General features: G+C 65.3%; 24 protein-coding genes and 2 tRNA genes. 13 read left to right on the top strand and 13 right to left on the bottom strand.

What is annotated here, in order from left to right:
- Nucleotides 1-2: 2 nt before the first annotated feature.
- The 5 genes from HNP47_RS04655 to HNP47_RS04635 all read right to left on the bottom strand — a co-directional run bounded on the left by HNP47_RS04655 (nucleotide 3) and on the right by HNP47_RS04635 (nucleotide 3190).
- On the bottom strand, nucleotides 3-644 hold the full coding sequence (locus HNP47_RS04655; protein WP_017505221.1) for a YfbR-like 5'-deoxynucleotidase: 642 nt from the start codon (nucleotides 642-644) through the stop codon (nucleotides 3-5).
- A 94-nt stretch (nucleotides 645-738) separates the two neighbouring features.
- The gene (locus HNP47_RS04650) at nucleotides 739-1542 is read right to left on the bottom strand and encodes a methyltransferase type 11 (protein ID WP_184278528.1); all 804 of its coding nucleotides are present in this window, start codon (nucleotides 1540-1542) and stop codon (nucleotides 739-741) included.
- 73 nt (nucleotides 1543-1615) lie between these two features.
- Nucleotides 1616-2476, bottom strand: a complete 861-nt coding sequence (locus tag HNP47_RS04645; protein ID WP_017505219.1) for a MoxR family ATPase — start codon at nucleotides 2474-2476, stop codon at nucleotides 1616-1618.
- A 63-nt stretch (nucleotides 2477-2539) separates the two neighbouring features.
- Nucleotides 2540-2734: a hypothetical protein gene (locus HNP47_RS04640; protein WP_184278527.1), complete on the bottom strand. Its 195-nt coding sequence runs from the start codon at nucleotides 2732-2734 to the stop codon at nucleotides 2540-2542.
- Nucleotides 2735-2746: 12 nt separating this feature from the next.
- Entirely contained in the window at nucleotides 2747-3190 is a 444-nt protein-coding gene (locus HNP47_RS04635) for a hypothetical protein (RefSeq protein ID WP_184278526.1), read from the bottom strand.
- A 156-nt stretch (nucleotides 3191-3346) separates the two neighbouring features.
- Here HNP47_RS04635 and flbT point away from each other — a divergent pair, with 156 nt between their 5' ends.
- Together flbT and flaF are read left to right on the top strand one after the other, a co-directional pair.
- Nucleotides 3347-3769 (top strand): flagellar biosynthesis repressor FlbT, encoded by a 423-nt coding sequence (gene flbT, locus HNP47_RS04630; protein WP_045811316.1) that lies wholly within the window; start codon nucleotides 3347-3349, stop codon nucleotides 3767-3769.
- A complete protein-coding gene (gene flaF / locus HNP47_RS04625) occupies nucleotides 3729-4094 on the top strand; it encodes a flagellar biosynthesis regulator FlaF (protein WP_055808591.1) in 366 nt (121 codons plus the stop codon). Before flbT ends, flaF begins: the two co-directional genes overlap by 41 nt.
- Before the next feature lie 251 nt (nucleotides 4095-4345).
- Here the strand turns inward: flaF and HNP47_RS04620 are convergent, their stop codons facing one another.
- The 7 genes from HNP47_RS04620 to HNP47_RS04590 form a co-directional block, all read right to left on the bottom strand.
- Entirely contained in the window at nucleotides 4346-5110 is a 765-nt protein-coding gene (locus HNP47_RS04620; RefSeq protein ID WP_221414913.1) for an exopolysaccharide biosynthesis protein, read from the bottom strand.
- Between the two features lie 99 nt (nucleotides 5111-5209).
- Nucleotides 5210-5395, bottom strand: a complete 186-nt coding sequence (locus tag HNP47_RS04615; RefSeq protein WP_039247297.1) for a DUF3008 family protein — start codon at nucleotides 5393-5395, stop codon at nucleotides 5210-5212.
- A 29-nt stretch (nucleotides 5396-5424) separates the two neighbouring features.
- The gene (locus HNP47_RS04610; protein ID WP_184278524.1) at nucleotides 5425-6594 is read right to left on the bottom strand and encodes an isovaleryl-CoA dehydrogenase; all 1170 of its coding nucleotides are present in this window, start codon (nucleotides 6592-6594) and stop codon (nucleotides 5425-5427) included.
- A 43-nt stretch (nucleotides 6595-6637) separates the two neighbouring features.
- The gene (locus tag HNP47_RS04605; RefSeq protein WP_184278523.1) at nucleotides 6638-7783 is read right to left on the bottom strand and encodes a lysozyme; all 1146 of its coding nucleotides are present in this window, start codon (nucleotides 7781-7783) and stop codon (nucleotides 6638-6640) included.
- 78 nt (nucleotides 7784-7861) lie between these two features.
- On the bottom strand, nucleotides 7862-9280 hold the full coding sequence (gene mgtE, locus HNP47_RS04600) for a magnesium transporter (RefSeq protein WP_066551775.1): 1419 nt from the start codon (nucleotides 9278-9280) through the stop codon (nucleotides 7862-7864).
- 65 nt (nucleotides 9281-9345) lie between these two features.
- A tRNA-Leu gene (locus HNP47_RS04595) sits at nucleotides 9346-9430 on the bottom strand.
- An 86-nt stretch (nucleotides 9431-9516) separates the two neighbouring features.
- Entirely contained in the window at nucleotides 9517-9768 is a 252-nt protein-coding gene (locus HNP47_RS04590; RefSeq protein ID WP_017505209.1) for a FliM/FliN family flagellar motor switch protein, read from the bottom strand.
- A 65-nt stretch (nucleotides 9769-9833) separates the two neighbouring features.
- Here HNP47_RS04590 and lipB point away from each other — a divergent pair, with 65 nt between their 5' ends.
- From lipB to HNP47_RS04570, 4 genes are all read left to right on the top strand, one after another.
- Complete coding sequence (lipB, locus tag HNP47_RS04585) at nucleotides 9834-10550, top strand: lipoyl(octanoyl) transferase LipB (RefSeq protein ID WP_184278522.1); 717 nt, start codon at nucleotides 9834-9836, stop codon at nucleotides 10548-10550.
- A gap of 127 nt (nucleotides 10551-10677) precedes the next feature.
- Nucleotides 10678-12162, top strand: a complete 1485-nt coding sequence (locus HNP47_RS04580; RefSeq protein ID WP_184278521.1) for a hypothetical protein — start codon at nucleotides 10678-10680, stop codon at nucleotides 12160-12162.
- A 74-nt stretch (nucleotides 12163-12236) separates the two neighbouring features.
- Nucleotides 12237-12731: a peptide-methionine (R)-S-oxide reductase MsrB gene (msrB, locus tag HNP47_RS04575; protein ID WP_184278520.1), complete on the top strand. Its 495-nt coding sequence runs from the start codon at nucleotides 12237-12239 to the stop codon at nucleotides 12729-12731.
- 48 nt (nucleotides 12732-12779) lie between these two features.
- Nucleotides 12780-13367 (top strand): hypothetical protein, encoded by a 588-nt coding sequence (locus HNP47_RS04570; RefSeq protein ID WP_221414912.1) that lies wholly within the window; start codon nucleotides 12780-12782, stop codon nucleotides 13365-13367.
- 65 nt (nucleotides 13368-13432) lie between these two features.
- Here the strand turns inward: HNP47_RS04570 and HNP47_RS04565 are convergent.
- A tRNA-Thr gene (locus HNP47_RS04565) sits at nucleotides 13433-13507 on the bottom strand.
- A 110-nt stretch (nucleotides 13508-13617) separates the two neighbouring features.
- Between HNP47_RS04565 and HNP47_RS04560 the strand changes: the two genes are divergently transcribed.
- The 7 genes from HNP47_RS04560 (at nucleotide 13618) to HNP47_RS04530 (ending at nucleotide 18081) form a co-directional block, all read left to right on the top strand.
- Nucleotides 13618-13815: a hypothetical protein gene (locus tag HNP47_RS04560; RefSeq protein ID WP_184278519.1), complete on the top strand. Its 198-nt coding sequence runs from the start codon at nucleotides 13618-13620 to the stop codon at nucleotides 13813-13815.
- A gap of 102 nt (nucleotides 13816-13917) precedes the next feature.
- Entirely contained in the window at nucleotides 13918-15207 is a 1290-nt protein-coding gene (gene murA / locus HNP47_RS04555) for a UDP-N-acetylglucosamine 1-carboxyvinyltransferase (protein WP_184278518.1), read from the top strand.
- Entirely contained in the window at nucleotides 15197-15682 is a 486-nt protein-coding gene (locus tag HNP47_RS04550) for a DUF2948 family protein (RefSeq protein WP_184278517.1), read from the top strand. Before murA ends, HNP47_RS04550 begins: the two co-directional genes overlap by 11 nt.
- Nucleotides 15679-16146: a UPF0262 family protein gene (locus tag HNP47_RS04545; RefSeq protein ID WP_017505201.1), complete on the top strand. Its 468-nt coding sequence runs from the start codon at nucleotides 15679-15681 to the stop codon at nucleotides 16144-16146. The genes HNP47_RS04550 and HNP47_RS04545 overlap by 4 nt, the downstream gene beginning before the upstream one ends.
- 103 nt (nucleotides 16147-16249) lie before the next feature.
- Entirely contained in the window at nucleotides 16250-16468 is a 219-nt protein-coding gene (gene infA, locus HNP47_RS04540) for a translation initiation factor IF-1 (RefSeq protein WP_008261544.1), read from the top strand.
- Nucleotides 16469-17050: a nucleoside triphosphate pyrophosphatase gene (locus HNP47_RS04535; protein ID WP_184278516.1), complete on the top strand. Its 582-nt coding sequence runs from the start codon at nucleotides 16469-16471 to the stop codon at nucleotides 17048-17050.
- Nucleotides 17047-18081, top strand: a complete 1035-nt coding sequence (locus HNP47_RS04530; protein ID WP_184278515.1) for a ribonuclease E/G — start codon at nucleotides 17047-17049, stop codon at nucleotides 18079-18081. The genes HNP47_RS04535 and HNP47_RS04530 overlap by 4 nt, the downstream gene beginning before the upstream one ends.
- Nucleotide 18082 lies beyond the last annotated feature (1 nt).

Genomic DNA, 18082 nt, shown 5'->3' with positions numbered 1-18082 from the left:
TGTTATTCCGTGTGCCAGGCGTCGTCGGCGGGGATCAGGCCGACGGCGCCAGCCAAAACGCGGTACCGTTCCAGATAGCGGGCCTGGGCGACAGGCGCGGGTTGCGGTTCGATCGTCAGGCTGTAGCCCTCGGGCGGGCTGCCGAAGAAGCCCAGCGATTCCTTTTCGGTGAAACCCGCCAACTGCGTCGCCTCGAAGAAGGCGCAGGCCTTGTCGGCCTTCTTGATCAGCGTTTTGATCGTTTGCGGCGTCTTGGGCGGCAGGCCGTAGCGCAGGTGGATTGCGGCTTCCAACTTGGCCTCGAAGTCCTTGTACCCGGCCCCCAGCGCCGCCTTGAACGGCGAGATCATGTCGCCGATGACGTATTCCGAGGCGTCATGCAGCAGGGCCGCCAGACGCCATTTCGGATCCAGGCCGGGCTTGATATGGGCGGCGATCTCTTCGACCACGCACGAGTGCTGGGCGACCGAAAAGGCGTGTTCGCCAATGGTCTGACCGTTCCAGCGAGCGACGCGCGCCAGGCCGTGGGCGATGTCCTCGATCTCGATGTCGAACGGCGACGGGTCCAGCAAATCCAGGCGACGACCGGACAGCATGCGCTGCCAGGCGCGGGGGGCGTTCTTCTTAGTGGGGCGCTCGGCCAAATCGCGTGTCCTGATCGCTTGTCGGCTGGTCAGGTGACGCAAAGATACGCCGGGATCAAGCGGGAGGGACCAGACGGCGCAGGAAATCGCCGCGTCAGCGTCCGACGTTCAGCGTGACCAGTTCCTTGGCGTCGTCGAAAATGCCGTCGTTGCGGCGATCCTTGGACCTGACCACGGCGATCACGATCGGGCCGCCGCTGGGGCCGCGCGCCTCGAAGCCGACCTGGCGCCAGCCCGCATCGCCGGGCTGATCGTCAGCCAGGATATAGGTCATGCGCGTCGCCGCGCCCGGCGCACGGGTGCGCACGCGCGTGGAGTTGTCGTTGGCGTCCACGCTGACCGTCGAGGTTTCGGTGCGGACGTTTTGTCCATCCTTGGACTGGATGTTGATGCCGCCGATGCGGACGCTGGCGTTATCGCCCTGGGTCTCGATCTTCAAGCCCGGCAGGCGGACCGAGGCGTCTTCGCCGCGCGTCTTGATGTCGACCCCCGGCGCCTGGACGGAAGTCGTATCGCCTGCCTCGATCGATGGCGGAGGCGGCGGCGCATCGCCTGCGCCCGGGGCCAGGCGCGCGACCGTGTGGGGCAGATCGGCGCTGGCGCGCGCCTCGAAGTCCCGCAGCACGTCATCAACGGAGCGACCGTCCAGCTTGACCAGATGCAGAACGACGTCGGCGCCCTTGGGACCGCCATAGACGCAGTTCGCGCCGCCCGCCGCCGCCAGACCTTTTCGCGTCAGGACGCCAAGATTGTCTGGGCATTGCAGGGCGTCGATCACCTTCAATACGCCCGCGCCCTGATCGTCGCTGGACGAGGTGGTGGTGATGCGGACCGAGCTGTCGCCGTCACAGGCGGCCAGGCTGGCGCTGAGCGCGAGATAAAGCAGGACATGACGCATGGTCGAACCTCTCTTGGCCCTCATTCTGCTCGCTGCGGCCGCGTGATCCAGTGAAATCGCGGTAATCACAGGGTCAGCCGCCGGGGCGCGAGCCTTCGCGGCGGTTCAGGAACGCCAGACGTTCGAACAGATGCACGTCCTGTTCGTTCTTCAGCAGCGCGCCATGCAACGGCGGGATCAGCTTGTTCGGCGTCTTCTCGCGCAGGGTCTCGGCGTCGATATCCTCGACCAGCAGCAGCTTCAGCCAATCCAGAAGCTCTGAGGTGGACGGCTTCTTTTTCAGACCCGGCGTGTCGCGGATTTCGTAGAAGGTCTTCAAGGCCTCGGAAACCAGGCGCGGTTTGATGCCGGGGAAGTGTACGTCGACGATCGCCGAAAGGGTTTCGGCGTCGGGGAAGCGAATGAAGTGGAAGAAGCAGCGGCGCAGGAAGGCGTCGGGCAGCTCTTTTTCATTGTTGGAAGTGATGATGACGATGGGGCGCACTTCGGCGCGGATCGTCTCGTCCGTTTCCTGGACGTAGAACTCCATCCGGTCGAGTTCCTGCAGCAGGTCGTTCGGGAACTCGATGTCGGCCTTGTCGATCTCGTCGATCAGCAGGACGGGGCGTGCAGGGGCGGTAAAGGCCTCCCACAGCTTGCCTTTTTTCAGATAGTTGCGGACGTCATGGACGCGTTCCTCGCCCAGCTGGCTGTCGCGCAGCCGGCTGACCGCGTCGTATTCATAAAGGCCGTTATGGGCCTTGGTCGTGGATTTGACGTGCCAGGTGATCAGCGGCGCGTCGAAGGCCTTGGCGATCTCATAGGCCAGGACCGTCTTGCCTGTGCCGGGTTCGCCCTTGATCAGCAGGGGACGCTCTAGTGCGACCGCGGCGTTCACCGCGACCTTGAGGTCGCTCGTGGCGATGTAACGGTCCGTGCCTTCGAAACGGCTCATAGAAAAACCCACTCCGTGTTTCCACAGAGTGGGTTAGCGGATCACTTGCGTCGTGAACAGCGATCAGGTGATGCGCTTCGCCGAGACTGGATCGCTGGCGGGGAAGGTCTCTTCCAGGCCTTCATCAACCAGAGCCTCCTGGCGGCTATCCGACTTGTCGATCTTATCGAGTTGGTCCGGCACGCCGTCCTGCGCGGTCGTGCGCTTGGCGTGCGGGGCGTCGTGCGACGCGTCGTGACGGGCTTTGTCGTCGGTCATGTCATTCTCTCCTTATTGCGCCGGAGCGTCTTGATCGCCGTCCGGGCCGTATCCCAGGTCCGTAATGTCGTCGTCCGAGAGACGTTTGGCCTCCCAATGGGCGGCGCTGGCCTGTGCGCCGCGTTCGTTTTCCATCAGGCCGGAATAGACGAGCTCGACTTCATCCGGCGCTGACGGCGGCCCGCCTTCGGCGTCGATCTGATCGCGGTTTTCGCCATCGACGCCCAACAGGGCGTCGGCTTCGCGTTCGATGCCGTCGAGGGCCAACTGGTCGTCGAGATCGATCTCGGCGTCCTCGTCGAAATCTTCTTCGTCGGCGTCGCCATCGGCCTGGGTCACGTCGAGCACCTGGTCGGCTTCATCCAACAGAAACTCGCCGTCGCCCTCGTCGTCCAGATGGGTTTCGTCGAACGTCTCAGACTGTTCCTGATCGTCCTGATAGTCGTTGTCCGGCATGGTCGTCTCCTCTTCGACAAGCCAACGCAACGGCGACGATACGCGTTCCAGCAGATCGATCTCACAAGGGATGGTTAACTGATGCCGGGGTAGAGTGTGGCTCACTCGGAGCTGTCGTGCGCGATCGGCTCGACCACGACTGGAGTACGGTCCTCAATGGCCTTGAAGCTGTCGCTGAAACCCGGCGAGAAGTTTGTTCTGAATGGCGCCGTGGTCCAGAACGGCGATCGTCGCGGCGTGCTGATCCTTCAAAACCGCGCCAGCGTCCTGCGCGAGAAGGACATCATGCAGGCCGAGGACGTCACCACGCCCGCACGCCGCATCTATTTCCCGATCATGATGATGTATCTGGACGAGAGTTCGGCGTCGAAGTTCTTCGACGAACTCGCTCTGCGGATTACCGAATTCATGGGCGCGACGCAGAACCCGGACATCCTGGCCGAATGCGTCTCGGCCTCGCGTCATGTGCTGGCGCGCGAATACTACAAGGCCCTGATGTCGGCGCGTAAGATTGTCGAGTATGAAGAGAGAGTGCTGAATGTCGCTTCAGGCCTACACAGCGGCGACAGCGAGGGCTGAGAGCCCGCGCGACCTGGAGTACCGTCTGTTCGGTCAGGTCACGCGCGCTCTGGTTCACGCCTCGACCGTCGACGAATCCGACATCGCCACGCGCATCGATGCGCTGGACTGGAATCGCCGCCTCTGGTCGACGCTGGCTGGCGAGTGCAGCGATGCAGGCAACGCTCTGGGCGCTCCGATGCGTGCGCAGATCATTTCCCTGAGCCTATTCATCAATCGCCATTCCTCGGCGATCATGCGGGGCGAAGAGAGCTTTCAGGATCTGATCGATATCAATCGCATGATCATGCAGGGCCTGTCCGGCGGGGCGTCGCCGACGCAGTAGATCGACACGCGTTCACGAAAGCGCGAAGCCCATTGGCGCAAGGCGTTGAGCCGTCTTATGTTTCACCTCCCTGTTCAACAGTCGAAAGGAGGTGATCCAGTGTCTCATTGTCATCAATCGCGAGCGGCGACCGCGACCCTGGCCCTCGGAGAGGGTCTGGTCTGAGCCTTTCAGACTGAGTTGCGGCCGGACCGTTCGCGGTCAGGCAATGAAGGGTCGTCGGGGAAACCCGGCGGCCCTTTTTGTCGCCGTCAGTGCAGCAGTTTGGCGAACCAGCCGGTCACGTGCTGGGCCACCTCGACCACCGTCGCCCAGATCAGGAACAGATAGAGGGCGCTGGCTGCGGTGGCGACGACGCCGAGCAGGATGGCGACCCCGTCGCGCTGCATCATGCCCAGGGCGAACAGAACCAGGGCGATGCCGGGCAGGGCGTCTCCAAACGGAATGGGCAAGGCCATGATCAGGGCCAACACGACGCAGACCAGGCCGGTGAAGGTGTCGGCGACATCGCCGGTCAGCAGCGGCAGGCGTGGGCGGGTCAGTCGTTCGATGGCGCGAACCATCTTCAGGACGCTCAGGCCATTCGGGCGTCTGCGAACGGCGCGCCTCACGCCGTCGGAAAAGATGTAGCGGCGCCCGGCGATCCGCACCCTTGCCGACAGCACCCAGCGACGCAGCCAGGCCGGGGCTGCGAACGGCGTGGCGATCAAGGACGTGTAGGCGGCGCGGGACACCGAGGCCTTCAACATCCAGCGCGGCAGCCACACGCTCTGTCTTTGGAAGGCCAGTTCCAGAGACATCAGGATGATCGGCACGGCGAAGACCGCCTTGCCGCCGGGCGGCCAGGGCAAAAGCGCCAGCAGCGACAGGATCAGGATCATGGCCCCGAAGCCGCGCTCGCCGAACGATGCGACCAGTTCGGCCATGGTCAGCTTGGGTTCCGGGGCGTGGCCGAGGTCTTCAAGGACGTCGGAGAACCGCCGCAGGTCGTCGTTCGGAGGCGGTTGGGCGGGCATCAGGCGGGGCGCTCGGCTGGAGATTGCGCCCATCTAGGCGGTCGGCGCGCGGATCGCCACTTACAGAACGGACAGGCGATCAGATAAATCGACGCTGTCTCAGTCCTGCACGTGCTCGGGTTTGCCCTTGCGCTTGGTTTCGGCAAGGTCTTCCAGTTGCTTTTCCGTCATGGACTCGACCATGGACTTGGACGCGCCCTTTAGCTTCGACTTCGGCGTGTCTCCACGCTTGGCCGACAGGGCGGCGCCGGCGGCCTTTTGCTGAGCGGCGGATTTGGCGGGCATGGGCTGTCTCCTTGTCCGGAGACAAGCCGTCAGCCGCCCAGCAGTTCCCGTCCGATCAGGAAGCGGCGGATCTCGTTGGTGCCGGCGCCGATGTCATAGAGTTTGGCGTCGCGGACCAGCCGTTCGACCGGCCACTCCTTGGTGTAGCCGGCCCCGCCCAGGGCCTGAACGGCCTCCATCGTCACCTTCACCGCATTCTCGGACGCCAGCAGGATCGCGCCCGCCGCGTCGTAGCGCGTGGTCAGGCCGGCGTCGCAGGCGCGGGCGACCGAATAGACATAGGCGCGGGCGCTGTTCAGAGCGACATACATGTCGGCGATCTTGCCCTGCATCAGCTGGAACGAGCCGATCGGCTTGCCGAACTGCTTGCGGTCGCGGACGTAGGGCAGGACTACGTCGAGTGCGGCCTGCATGATGCCGAGCGGACCGGCGGCCAGAACGGCGCGCTCATAGTCCAGGCCGCTCATCAGCACGCCGGCGCCGCCGCCCAGCGGACCCATGATGTTGTCTTCCGGCACTTCGCAGTCCTCGAACACCAGTTCGGCGGTGTCCGAGCCGCGCATGCCCATCTTGTCCAGCTTCTTGGAGACGCTGAAACCTTTCATGCCCTTTTCGATCAGGAAGGCGGTGCAACCCTTTGATCCTGCATCCGGATCGGTCTTGGCGTAGACGACGAGGGTGTCGGCGTGGGGCGCGTTGGTGATCCAGAATTTGGTGCCGTTCAGGACGTAGCGATCGCCCTTTTTTTCGGCGCGGGTGCGCATCGACATGACGTCGGAACCCGATCCGGCCTCCGACATGGCCAGCGAGCCGACATGTTCGCCGCTGATTAGCTGGGGCAGATATTTCTGCTTCTGCTCGGGCGTGCCCCAGCGCCGAATCTGATTGACGCACAGGTTGGAGTGGGCGCCGTAGCTGAGGCCGATCGAGGCCGAGGCGCGCGACACTTCCTCCATCGCGACGACGTGTTCGAGATACCCCAGGCCAAGGCCGCCGAACTCTTCTTCGACGGTGATCCCGTGCAGACCCAGCTCGCCCATCTCGGGCCAGAGTTCGCGTTTGAACTCGTTCTTTTCGTCGATCTCGGCGGCCAGCGGGGCCAGGCGATCGGCGGCCCAGCGGGCGGTGGTGTCGCGGATGGCGTCGGCGTTATCGCCAAGGCCGAATTCCATGGATTGGGGCGCGAAGGGAATGCTCATGCGCTAGGGCGTAGCATCGCGCACGGCCTTTCGCCAAGCGCTGTCAGACGCGGTCAGCCCGTCCCCAGCGCCGATAGCAGTTGTAGCCCGATACCCCGAGGCAGGCGGCGGCGACCAGGATCAGGACCCAGGCGACCGTGGCGGTGTCACTGCTGTTCGAGATCGACGCGCGGCGAAAGGCGGCCATGGCGACGCCGAGGCACAGGGCGCCCAGGCCGCCCATGATGACGAAGGTCAGGGTTTCGCCAAGGCCCGAACGCCGTTTGGCCCGAGCGCGCGCCAGGCGTTCACGCGTGCTCAGCACGTCTTCGCTGCATGCAGCGTCGCCCTCGATGACCGGTTCGACGGGGCTGTCGGCGGGCACGGCTTCGGCCAGTCCCGGCGCGGTCAGCACCACGCTGGTCTTCTGCGCATCGGCGAAGCCCGACGGCGTCTCCGGCTGTTGAGTCTCAACCGGGGCGTGGATGTCGTTGGCGGCGATGATCGGCGCAGCGACGGACACGGTCTCCGACTGCCCGTTCAGCGGCACGACGTCCGGGACCGGGCCGACCGCCGTCGCGGCATAGACGGCATGCGGCTGGGGCGCGGTGGTCGCTTGAGCCAGCGCTACGTCGTCTTGGGCCGGGAAGGGGGCGACGGCTTCATCCAGGGCGCCGTCGACGGCGGGCAGAGTCGGTTCATCCGTCTCGAAAGGAGACGGCAGGGGCGCGGCCAAAAGGTCCGCCAAGGTGACCGGCGCGCCGGGCGCGGCGTTGAACAGCGCGTGTTCAGCCGAGCGACGGCGGGTCGGGGTCTCGGCTGCGGCTTCATCGGCCCAGGCGCTCAAGGAGGCGGACGCCTGACGCGCAGACCCCGCATTCAACTGTTCAACCACGTCCGAGGCGGCGAACCTGTCTGCGCCGATGGAAAAGGCGAAACTGGCCAGGCCGTCGAACTGATGCTGGTTCAAAGGGGCGCGGACGTGATCGGTCACGGCCTTCACGATCGGGATCAGGTCGTATTGCATCAGCAGTTCGGCCTCGGCCTCGGACACCCTCGCGCCCTCGCGGGCCGACTGGGTGTGGCCATAGCCGATGACCCAGCGACCGTCGCTGCGCTGCATGGCCCGAGGGCGGAAGCCTTCGAAACTCTTGATCAGCAGGACGCCCTCGCGGGACACCTTGCTGGGTTTGGGGAGGACGTCAGACACAGTTGACCCAATTGGAAACAGGCGCGCGGCGCTCGCACCGCTCCCAGCAAGGGCCGCGCCGGATCGTCCGCGTCGTGTCTAGAGCAGCACCAGTGTGGCCAGACCAAGGAAGATCAGGAAGCCGAAGAAGTCGGTGGTCGCCGTGACGAACACAGCTGATGACACGGCCGGGTCGAACTTCAGCTTGGACAGGGTCAGGGGCGTCAGCACCCCGATCGATGCGGCGACCAACAGGTTCAGGATCATGGCCGCGCCGATCACCAGGCCGATCTTCCAGTCTTCGTCCCGGAACCAGAAGCCTGCCGCGATGCCGATCAGGGGGGCCAAGATCAGGCCGTTGGCCAGGCCGACCATCATTTCACGCCAGAAGGTGCGGGGGGCGTTCGAACTGTTCAGCTCACGCGTCGCCAGGGCGCGCACGGTCACGGTCAGGGCCTGGGTGCCGGCGTTGCCGCCGATGGCAGAGACGATTGGCATCAGCACGGCGAGGGCGACGATCTGCTGGATGGTGGCTTCAAAAAGGCCGATGACGCTGGCGCCCAGGGCCGCCGTCGCCAGATTAATCGCCAGCCAGGGCACGCGACCGCGCACGATCTCGGGTACGGACGAACCGCGGTCTTCGTCGGCGACACCGGCCAGACGCAAGATGTCCTCGCGGTTCTCTTCCTGAATGATGTTGACGATGTCATCGACGGTGATCTGACCCACCAGCCGTCCGGCCGCGTCCACGACCGGCGCCGAGATCAGGTGGTATTTCTCGAAGATGTAGGCGACTTCTTCCTGATCCTGATCGACGGCGATCTCGTTGATCGGCTCCATCAGATCAGTCAGGGCGACGGTGCGGGCGGCGCGCAACAGGCCGCTGATCGGCACGCCGCCGACCGGACGGTTCAGCGGATCGACGACATAGATGTCGAAGAACAGCTCGGGCAGGTCGTCGCCCTGTTTGCGGATGTGGTCGATGGTGTCGCCCACGCTCCAGAACTGGGGCGCGGCCATCACCTCGCGCTGCATCAGGCGGCCGGCGGACTCTTCCGCATAGCCCAGGCTGCTTTCGATGGCGGCGCGATCGACTTCGGGCATGGCGGCCAGAACGCGCTCGCGCTGGTCGTCTTCCAGGTCTTCGACGACAGCGGCGGCGTCGTCGGAATCCAGTTCCTGCAGCGCCTCGGCCAGGGTGCCGTGCGGAACCCGCTCCAGCACTTCCTCGCGGATATTGTCGTCCAGCTCGGGCAGGGTTTCGGCCAGAAGCTCGGGCGGCAACCAAAGGACGACGACGGCGCGGTGTTCCGCCGTCAGAAAGCCCATCAGGTCGGCGACGTCGGCCGGGTGCAGGTCTTCCAACAGCGAGCGCAGCCGCATCCCGTCGCCGTCGTCGGCGGCGTCCACGACTTTCTCGACGAATTGAGGGGTGAGGACATAGTCCTCGTCCAGGGCGGCGTGGTCTTCGTTATCGAGCGTCTCGTCTGGAGCAAAGGCGGTGTCCGTGGTGCTCACGTGGTCGCCTCCCTTGGTAGAATGTCCAGCCGTATTTAGCCGATGAATCGCCCTGTTTAGCCAGATGGTGCGGTCGAGAAGACTCGAACTTCCACGGGTTGCCCCACAGCGACCTCAACGCTGCGCGTCTACCAATTCCGCCACGACCGCTCGCATCGGAGCGGCGGCGAATAGACGAAGCCGTTGGAAAAGGAAAGGGCGAAATGAACGACGCAAAGACGTCGCGGATCAAAGCCTCAGGCCGACCCGGCCATGAAGTCGTACACGTCCGCCTGGCGGGTGACGGTGATGGCGATACGGTCGTCGCGAATCTCGATTTCGCCGCGCGCGACCGGATAGTTGTTGGCCAGGATCCAGACCTCGTCGCCCTCTGCGGCGTCCAGGGGAATCACCGCGCCGCGACCCATGCGCAGCAGTTGCGACATCGGCAGCACCGATCGACCCAGCACCACAGAGATTTCGACATCGACGGCGTTGATCTGGGTCACGTAAAGCTCTCTTCACAGGAGGGCCGTCTCTTGCAGAAACGCCCTGGCGACCACATTGAAGCGTCATGCTTGCTGAGCCGTTAAGCCCGTCCCTTCAGAAACTGCGTCTCGACGATGGTCGACCGGTCGAATGGGCCGTGTCGAAAGGCTACGTCGACTATGCGGCCGCAGAGGCCTTCATGGAGGCGCGCGTCGCCGCGATTGCGGCGGGCGAGGCGCATGAGATGGTCTGGTTGCTGGAACATCCGCCGCTCTACACCGCCGGCGTCTCGGCCAAGGACGACGACCTTCTGGATGCCGGCCGGTTTCCGGTGCATCGCACAGGGCGGGGCGGGCAGTTCACCTATCACGGCCCGGGACAGCGCGTGGCCTATGTGATGCTGGACCTGAGCCGGCGCGGCAAGGACGTCCGGTGTTTCGTGCGCGGGCTTGAGCTGTGGCTGATCGGCGCCCTGGAGACGTTCGGCGTTAAGGCCGACATCCGGCCGGGGCGCGTCGGCGTGTGGGTCGAGCGCAAGGGGGCGGGCTGGTCGCGTGAGGACAAGATCGCCGCCATCGGCGTCAAGGTCCGCAAATGGGTCAGCTTCCACGGCATCAGTCTGAACGTGGAGCCGGATCTGGATCATTTCGGCGGCATCGTCCCCTGCGGCATTCAGGAGCACGGCGTCACCAGCCTGGTCGATCTCGGCGTTCTGGCGACGATGGACGAGGCGGACGAGGCCTTGAGGCGCAGCTTCGATTGGATCTTCGGCGCAGCGGTCGAGGCTTCGGCGCCGCTTTGACGCGCGCCGCATTGCCGCAGCCCATGTGACAATCGGGCGAAATCCCGCGCGGCGGGGTTGGCAAGCAACGGACGCATGGGGTTTAACCTTTCCCACGAGCTTGAAATCAAAGGCCGCAGGAAACCCCATGAACCGCATGATCGCCGCCGCATCGGCTGCCGTTCTGTCGCTGACCGTCGCCGCGGGCGCCGCTGTCGCACAGGATTTTCGCGCCTTGGCGCAACAAGACCTTCAGGCCGCGCATGACGCCCTGGCCGCCAACCACCCCGCCGCCGTGATTCCCGGCGCGCCCAGCGAAGCGTTTCGCAGCTGGATCGATGCTGGCCTGACCGATGCGCAAGGCAAGGTTGGTCGCGTGAACAGCGGCGACAGCCACGCCTATCTGATGCGCTACTACGCCAACGGCTTCCGCGATTCGAACATCGCGATTCGCCCGACCTATGAAGGCCTCGGTCCCTTCTTCGCGACCAGCTGGCCGGGCGTCACCACGGCGTGGCGCAACGGCGAATATGTCGTTTCCTATGTGAAGCCCGGCGTGCGCAACGTGCCGCCGCTCGGCGCGACGCTGGTCAAGTGCGGCGACAAGACCGCCGCTCAGTTGGCCGAAGAGCGGCTGGACCGCTGGGAAGGCGATCTGACGACGGAGGCCGGGCGTGTCCGCACCGCCCCCTATCTGCTGTGGAACCGCAACAATCCGTTCACCGGCGGCGTGCCGTCGCTGTGCACGTTCAAGGTCGGGCGTCGCGATCGCGACTTCCAGATGCAGCCCCAGCCGGCCGACGCCGCCAGCCTGGAAGCCGCCTATCGCGCCACCGTCTATACGCCGGGCGCCAATCCGTTGTCGGTCGAGACGGTGGACGGCCGTCCGTGGATCAACGTTCACACCCTGGCTGACGACGCTGGATGGGACGCCTTCTACGCCGCTGTCGAAGCCCAACTGCCCGCCATTCGCGGTGCGCAGGGGCTGGTCATCGATCTGCGCGGCGCAAACGGCGCTTCGCTGAATGCGACGGGCAAGGGCTATGGCCTGGCCAACCGCATCTGGACGCCGGAGTTCACCGTCAGCCGTCAGCCTGAAGCCGGCTCGATCACTTACCGCGCCACACCCGCCAACCGTCAGTGGTTCGCCGACACCCTGGCCCGCATGCAGGCCGACCCGCGCTTCGTCGCCGAGTCCGGCCCGGTGATCGAACAGACCCAGGCCATCGTCGCCGCCTTCGATTCGGCCCTGGCCGCCAATCAGCCGACCTTCACCATGCCGGGCCGCCCGTCGGTGGCGGACACGGGCGCAGCAAACCCCGTGGCGGGTCCGGTCGTGGTCCTGGTCGACAGCGGCTGCACCAGCGGGTGCCTGGATACGCTGGATCTGCTGACGCGCCTGCCGAACGTGCGTCTGGCCGGATCGGTGACCGCCGAGGACTCGATCTTCATCGAGCCGACCGTTCTGCGTCTGCCGTCGAACTATGCCGAGCTCAGCTACGGCCATAAGGCCTGGACCACGCGTCAGCGCGGCAACGATGCGCCGTTCACGCCGGCGCAAGGCCTTGCCTACACCGGCTCGGCGACGGACGAGGCGGCCGTGCGCACGTGGGTCGGCACGCTGTTCCAATAAGGAAACGGCTCATCGGGTGAGCGAGGGGCGGGCAGGGGGTGGAACCCTTGGCCCGCCCTTCTTATTTGCAGTCCATGACCGATCTCGCCCAAACCTCCGAATCCCTCCGTTCGCCGTCGGGCTATGACCTGACCCCGCCGAACCCGGAAGAACGCGCCCGGCTCGAAGCCGATCTGAACCCAGAGGAAAAGCGCGTGCTGCTGTCCCATGGCACGGAGGCCCCGTTCTGCGGCACTCTGCTGGGCGAGAAGCGGGTGGGCGTCTTCTGCTGCCGCGAATGCGGCTTGCCGTTGTTCAAGAGCGGAACGAAGTTCGAAAGTGGGACCGGCTGGCCCAGCTTCACCCAACCGGTCGATGAGGCGCACGTCCACGCGATCCGCGACACCAGCTACGGCATGATCCGGATCGAGACCCAATGCGCCCGTTGCGGCAGCCACCAGGGTCACGTCTTCCCCGACGGCCCGCCGCCCACCGGAAACCGCTATTGCATCAACTCAGTCGCGCTCAGTTTTGTAGCTGAGGGCGAGGCTCTGCCGGACCCCCTGAACCGCGGCGACGGCATCGCCTGACCTTGGCCTCAATCGCTGTGCTAGGATGATGTCGAACGGAGGTGGCCTATGCTGATCGCAAGTCTCTTGGCGGGTGTGGCGCTGGCGGCGTCGGACGGTGATCCGGACGGCGTTGTGACGACGGCGCCGACAAACGCGCCCACCCTGGCTCAGGCCTTGGCGACGGCGCCGGAGGCGTCGCTGACCGCGCCGACGGCTCAGGACGCCGCCCCGCACGGCATGACCACCGAACAGCAGATCCAGAATTGGATCAGCGCACGCACGCCGGGCGCAACCTTCGACGAAAGCGGAGAGCCGGGCGCGCCGGCCGAGCGCAAGATGCATGGCATGGTCGAGGCCGGGATCGGCACCGGCGGCTATCGCAGCTATGGTGCGGCTGTCTCTCTGCCTGTCGGCGAGAACGGTCGTCTGGACCTGGCCTACCGCGAAGGCCGCAACGAAACCTGGGGCTACGGCTACGGCGGCTATGGTCTGCGCGGACCGGGCTTCTATTCGCCCTATGGCGGCGGCTGGCGCGGTCGAGGCTATGGCGCCGACACCACGACCAAATCGATGTCGATGGGGTTCAGCTGGAGCAAGGACGGGGATGCGGATGATCGCGATCCCTATCGCCGCAGCCTGTACGGATACGACTGAAGACTTTTCGTCCGATCTGGAAATCAAAAAGGCCCGGCGAAAGCCGGGCCTTTTCAAGTCTCAGATGGTGCCGCCGGGGGGAATCGAACCCACGACCTCAGCCTTACCAAGGATGCGCTCTACCACTGAGCTACGGCGGCCCCGACTGAGGAAGCGGCCGTATAGCCAAACCCTTCCGGGGAGGGAAGCGGCTTTTTGACGATCTGAAAGAAAGTTTGGACATGGCCCGTGATCACGGCATCATCACGCCATGACTCGCACGCCGCATGATGCCGATACGCCCTCCGCCGCTGCGCAGGCGACGCCAATCGCCGAATCGGGCCCTGATTTCGAGAAGGCGCGCGCAAAGGCGGAAAAGGCCATGCGGCTGGCCTCGGCGCTCCGGGCCAATCTGCGGCGGCGCAAGGCGCCCGCGCGCACGCCCGCCGCGCCGCGCGACAGCAACTGAAAGTCATCGGCTCGCAATCACGCAGCCCTTTGGCAAGCGCCCGCCGGCTTGCTAGAGAACCTTCCCCCCGAGGCGTTGGCATCGGGCGCGCTTAAGGACGTCATGGACAGCATCGCCATTCAGGGCGGCGCCCAGCTTTTCGGGGATATTCCCGTCAGCGGCGCCAAGAACTCCGCCATCAAGCTGATGGCCGCCTCGATCCTGACGGATCAGCCCTTGTTGCTGACCAATATGCCGCGCCTGGCCGACACCCGGTTCCTGGGTCAGTTGCTACGCCAGTTCGGCATCGAAGTGACCGAGCGTGACGGGGCGGACGGGCAGGAGAGCCTGTTCCACGCCAGGGACCTGACCTCGACCTTCGCTCCCTATGATCTGGTGCGCCAGATGCGGGCGTCGTTCAATGTGCTGGGGCCTTTGTTGGCGCGCACAGGCGAGGCCAAGGTTTCGTTGCCGGGTGGCTGCACCATCGGCGCGCGTCCGGTCGATCTGCACTTGCAAGCGCTGACGGCGTTGGGCGCCGAGATCGAGCTGGACGAGGGCTACGTCACCGCCCGCGCGCCAAAAGGCTTGAAGGGCGCCGAGATCGAGTTCCCCTTTGTTTCGGTCGGCGCCACCGAACATGCGCTTCTGGCCGCTGTGCTGGCTGAGGGCACGACCGTCCTGCGCCGGGCGGCGCGCGAACCCGAGATTGGTGATCTGGCCCACTGTCTGACGGCCATGGGCGCCAGGATCGAGGGAATCGACACCGACGTCCTGACCATCACCGGCGTCTCGTCGCTGAACGGAACGACCTGGTCTGTGATTCCCGACCGGATCGAAATGGGCTCCTACGCGGTCGCTGCCGCCATGGCGGGCGGCGAGGTGCGCCTGACTAAGGCGCGAGCTGAATTGATCGGTTCGCTGACCGACAAGATGGTCGAAGCCGGGGTTGAGGTCTCGCCGACCGCCGACGGCGTTCTGATCAAACGCGACCCGAAGCAACGACTGAAGGCCGTGGACGTCGAGACGGCCATCTATCCGGGCTTCGCCACCGATCTTCAGGCCCAGTTCATGGCGCTGATGACGACGGCGGAGGGCGTCAGCACGGTGCGCGAGACGATCTTCGAGAACCGCTTCATGCATGTGCCGGAGTTGGCGCGGCTGGGCGCCGACATTTCGGTTCATGCCGGAGAGGCGCACGTCAACGGCGTCGAAGTTCTGCACGGCGCCCAGGTGATGGCGACGGATCTTCGGGCCTCGATGTGCTTGGTCATTGCGGGCCTCGTCGCCGAGGGCGAAACGACGGTCGGACGCGTCTATCATCTGGATCGCGGTTTTGAGCGTTTGGAAGAAAAGCTTGGCGCGTGCGGAGCCGACATCCGCCGCATAAAGGGAACAGGTGATGAGCACTGAGATCAACGGCGTCATCCCCGAAGCCAAGGCGCCGGTCGAACCGCTGCGCCTGCTGGCCGAGGACGCCGACGATCTTCAGATCATCTCCGCCGCCCTTCAGGACGCCATCCTGCGTCCCGTCGATATCGTCTGGGAAAAGGCGGCCCGGACCGTGACCATCGCCTTCAGCCGCTTCTGCTGGGAGTGCGGCGGGACGCGGGTGATGTGCGCCATGCAGTTCGGCGACGTTCTGGCGGTCAAGAGCCGTCGCCTGTCGCGCAGTCCCGACGCATCGCTCGAGCTGCTCGCGCTCGACTTCATTCCGACCGAGGATCTGAGCGGACGCGTCATCTTGATGTTCGCCGGCGGCGGCGACCTGCGAATCGACGTGGAATGTCTGGACGCCGTGGTCACGGATATTTCCGACCGCTGGCCCGCGCGGATCGCGCCGACCCACCTGGACACGCCCGAACTGGACGAAGGGACTGCGGCATGAGCGCCGATCACAAGCTGGCCTCGGTCGAGCTGGATGCCGCGACCCTGCCGGCGGCGACGGCCGAGATCGAGCACGAGCGTCGCGTCGCCATCTTTGATCTGGTCGAGAAGAACAGCTTCGAGCCCGTCGGCGCCGAGGGCGGACCCTACAGGCTGAAGCTGTCGCTTCAGGACAATCGTCTGGTGTTCGACATCGACGGCGAAAACTTCACGCGCACCTACGCCATCAGCCTGACGCCGCTGAAGGGCGTGATCAAAGACTATCTGATGATCTGCGACAGCTACTATGAGGCTCTGCGCGGATCCTCGGCCAGCCAGATCGAATCGGTCGATATGGGAAGGCGCGGCCTTCACAACGAAGGGGCTGAACAGCTGAAGACGCGGTTGGACGGCAAGATCGTCGTCGATCATGAGACGTCGCGGCGCCTGTTTACATTGCTCTGCGCCCTCTACCGTCGCGGCTGACCTCGACTATCTCTGTGTTTTCGGGCATTAGGCCCGTCCATTCCGCCCCTCGCGCCCGCCCGGCGTGGGGTCGAACGCATATTCAACGGGCGTGAGAGGCCGCATGGCTAAGGAAGAACTGCTCGAGTTTCCCGGCACCGTCAGCGAACTGCTGCCGAACGCCACCTTCCGCGTGACGCTCGAGAACGACCACGAGATCATCGCCCACACCGCCGGCAAGATGCGCAAGAACCGCATCCGCGTTCTGGCCGGCGACAAGGTGCTGGTCGAAATGACCCCCTACGACCTGACCAAGGGTCGCATCACCTATCGCTTCAAGTAAGTGGCTGCGGGTCGCCCCGAACTGGTGCTGGCTTCGGCCAGCCCGCGCCGCATCGAACTGCTGGCGCAGGTCGGCATCACGCCCGACCACATTGATCCCGCCGATATCGACGAGACGCCTCTGAAGGGCGAGACCCCGCCGCGTCTGGCCGAACGACTCGCCACCTCGAAAGCCCAGGTCGTCGCGGAACGGCGTCCCGACGCGGTCGTCATCGCCGCCGATACGGTTGTCGCCGTCGGGCGTCGCTTTCTGGAGAAGGCGGCGGACGAGGCCGAGGCGACGCGTTTTCTGAAACTGCTGTCTGGCCGCAATCACCGCGTCTTCACAGGCGTCGCCGTCTGGCGCGACGGAAAACTATCATCGCGCGTCAACGAAACCCGCGTGACCTTCAAACCCTTGTCCGATCACGAGATCGCATCTTACGTCGCCACTGGCGATTGGCGTGGCAAGGCCGGCGGCTATGGTATCCAAGGCCCAGCGGCTGCCTTCATCCAGAGAATCGTCGGCAGCCATCCGTCCGTGATGGGCCTGCCCGTCTATGAGGCCGTACAGCTCTTGCACGGCGTCGGCTGGCGTTCATGAGCGGCGAAGTCGAGGTCTTCCTCGACGAGACGCCTGGCGAGACGCGTGCCGCGATCATGCGCGACGGCCGCTACACCGATCTTCTGATCCATCGCGAGAGTGATGCGGCGCAGACGCGGCTCGGCGCCCGCTCGGTGGGGCGTGTGATAGAGGTGAACCCCGGCTTGCGCGGCGCCTTCGTCGATATCGCCGCACCGGCCGCCGCCTTTCTGCCGTTCCCGAGAAATGAGCGACTTACCCAAGGCCAACGGCTGGAAGTCGTCGTCACCGCCGAACCTCGTGCCGGAAAAGGGGCGATGGTTCGTCGTCTGGGGCCGGGGGAGGGGACGCCTCGCCTGATTCAGCCCGCACCCAGCATCGCGGAACAGTTGCGCGATCTCGCGCCGAACGAGGAATCGGTCACCGGCATCCCCGCCATCGACGCCGTGATCGAGGCGGAGGAGGAGGCCCTGGCTCGGTCGTGCGTTTTCGCCTCGCATGGAATCGATCTCGCCATAGAGCGCACCCGCGCCCTGGTGGCTGTGGACATCGACTTCGCCTCCACGCTCGGTCGTGACCCGAAACAGGCAAGGGCGGCTGCGAATCGCGAGGGTTTGAAACAGGCAGCGCGGCTGATCGGCCTGCGCCACTGGGGCGGCCTGGTCGTCATTGACATGATCGGGGACGGTGCGGACGCCGAGGCGCAGTCCAAGGCCGCGCGGGCCGCGTTCGGCCACGATCCCCAGGCCGTGTTCGGACCCGTCAGTCGATTCGGCCTGTTGCAGATGTCGCTTCCCTGGCGCCGCACACCGATCGAGGAGGTCCTGCTCGACGCCGGCGGACGCCCGTCCGTTCAAACACGAGCCTTGTCTGTCGTAAGGGCTTTGCGGCGGCAGCTTCTGGCCGATACGCTTTCGCCGCGCATCATCGCGCGCTGCGCGCCGGAAGAAGCCCTGATCGCTGATCCGCTGGCGGCCCGTCTGGGACCGCGAGCGGTGATCCAAGCCGATGCCGCAATCCCGCCGGGGCGCGGACGAATAGAAGAGGGTTGAG

It is taken from the genome of Brevundimonas vesicularis (genome assembly GCF_014204545.1).
Classification (GTDB): domain Bacteria; phylum Pseudomonadota; class Alphaproteobacteria; order Caulobacterales; family Caulobacteraceae; genus Brevundimonas; species Brevundimonas vesicularis_B.
Note: the sequence above shows the minus strand (reverse complement) of the source record. Positions and strands in the feature narration are given on the sequence as shown.

Coding starts and splice junctions, on each gene's coding strand:
- HNP47_RS04650 (WP_184278528.1), bottom strand. CDS start 1,542: ATGCGTCATGTCCTGCTTTATCTCGCGCTCAGCGCCAGCCTGGCCGCC.
- HNP47_RS04645 (WP_017505219.1), bottom strand. CDS start 2,476: ATGAGCCGTTTCGAAGGCACGGACCGTTACATCGCCACGAGCGACCTC.
- HNP47_RS04640 (WP_184278527.1), bottom strand. CDS start 2,734: ATGACCGACGACAAAGCCCGTCACGACGCGTCGCACGACGCCCCGCAC.
- HNP47_RS04635 (WP_184278526.1), bottom strand. CDS start 3,190: ATGCCGGACAACGACTATCAGGACGATCAGGAACAGTCTGAGACGTTC.
- flbT (WP_045811316.1), top strand. CDS start 3,347: ATGGCCTTGAAGCTGTCGCTGAAACCCGGCGAGAAGTTTGTTCTGAAT.
- flaF (WP_055808591.1), top strand. CDS start 3,729: ATGTCGCTTCAGGCCTACACAGCGGCGACAGCGAGGGCTGAGAGCCCG.
- HNP47_RS04620 (WP_221414913.1), bottom strand. CDS start 5,110: ATGCCCGCCCAACCGCCTCCGAACGACGACCTGCGGCGGTTCTCCGAC.
- HNP47_RS04615 (WP_039247297.1), bottom strand. CDS start 5,395: ATGCCCGCCAAATCCGCCGCTCAGCAAAAGGCCGCCGGCGCCGCCCTG.
- HNP47_RS04610 (WP_184278524.1), bottom strand. CDS start 6,594: ATGAGCATTCCCTTCGCGCCCCAATCCATGGAATTCGGCCTTGGCGAT.
- lipB (WP_184278522.1), top strand. CDS start 9,834: ATGCTTGCTGAGCCGTTAAGCCCGTCCCTTCAGAAACTGCGTCTCGAC.
- HNP47_RS04580 (WP_184278521.1), top strand. CDS start 10,678: ATGAACCGCATGATCGCCGCCGCATCGGCTGCCGTTCTGTCGCTGACC.
- msrB (WP_184278520.1), top strand. CDS start 12,237: ATGACCGATCTCGCCCAAACCTCCGAATCCCTCCGTTCGCCGTCGGGC.
- HNP47_RS04570 (WP_221414912.1), top strand. CDS start 12,780: ATGCTGATCGCAAGTCTCTTGGCGGGTGTGGCGCTGGCGGCGTCGGAC.
- HNP47_RS04560 (WP_184278519.1), top strand. CDS start 13,618: ATGACTCGCACGCCGCATGATGCCGATACGCCCTCCGCCGCTGCGCAG.
- murA (WP_184278518.1), top strand. CDS start 13,918: ATGGACAGCATCGCCATTCAGGGCGGCGCCCAGCTTTTCGGGGATATT.
- HNP47_RS04550 (WP_184278517.1), top strand. CDS start 15,197: ATGAGCACTGAGATCAACGGCGTCATCCCCGAAGCCAAGGCGCCGGTC.
- HNP47_RS04545 (WP_017505201.1), top strand. CDS start 15,679: ATGAGCGCCGATCACAAGCTGGCCTCGGTCGAGCTGGATGCCGCGACC.
- infA (WP_008261544.1), top strand. CDS start 16,250: ATGGCTAAGGAAGAACTGCTCGAGTTTCCCGGCACCGTCAGCGAACTG.
- HNP47_RS04530 (WP_184278515.1), top strand. CDS start 17,047: ATGAGCGGCGAAGTCGAGGTCTTCCTCGACGAGACGCCTGGCGAGACG.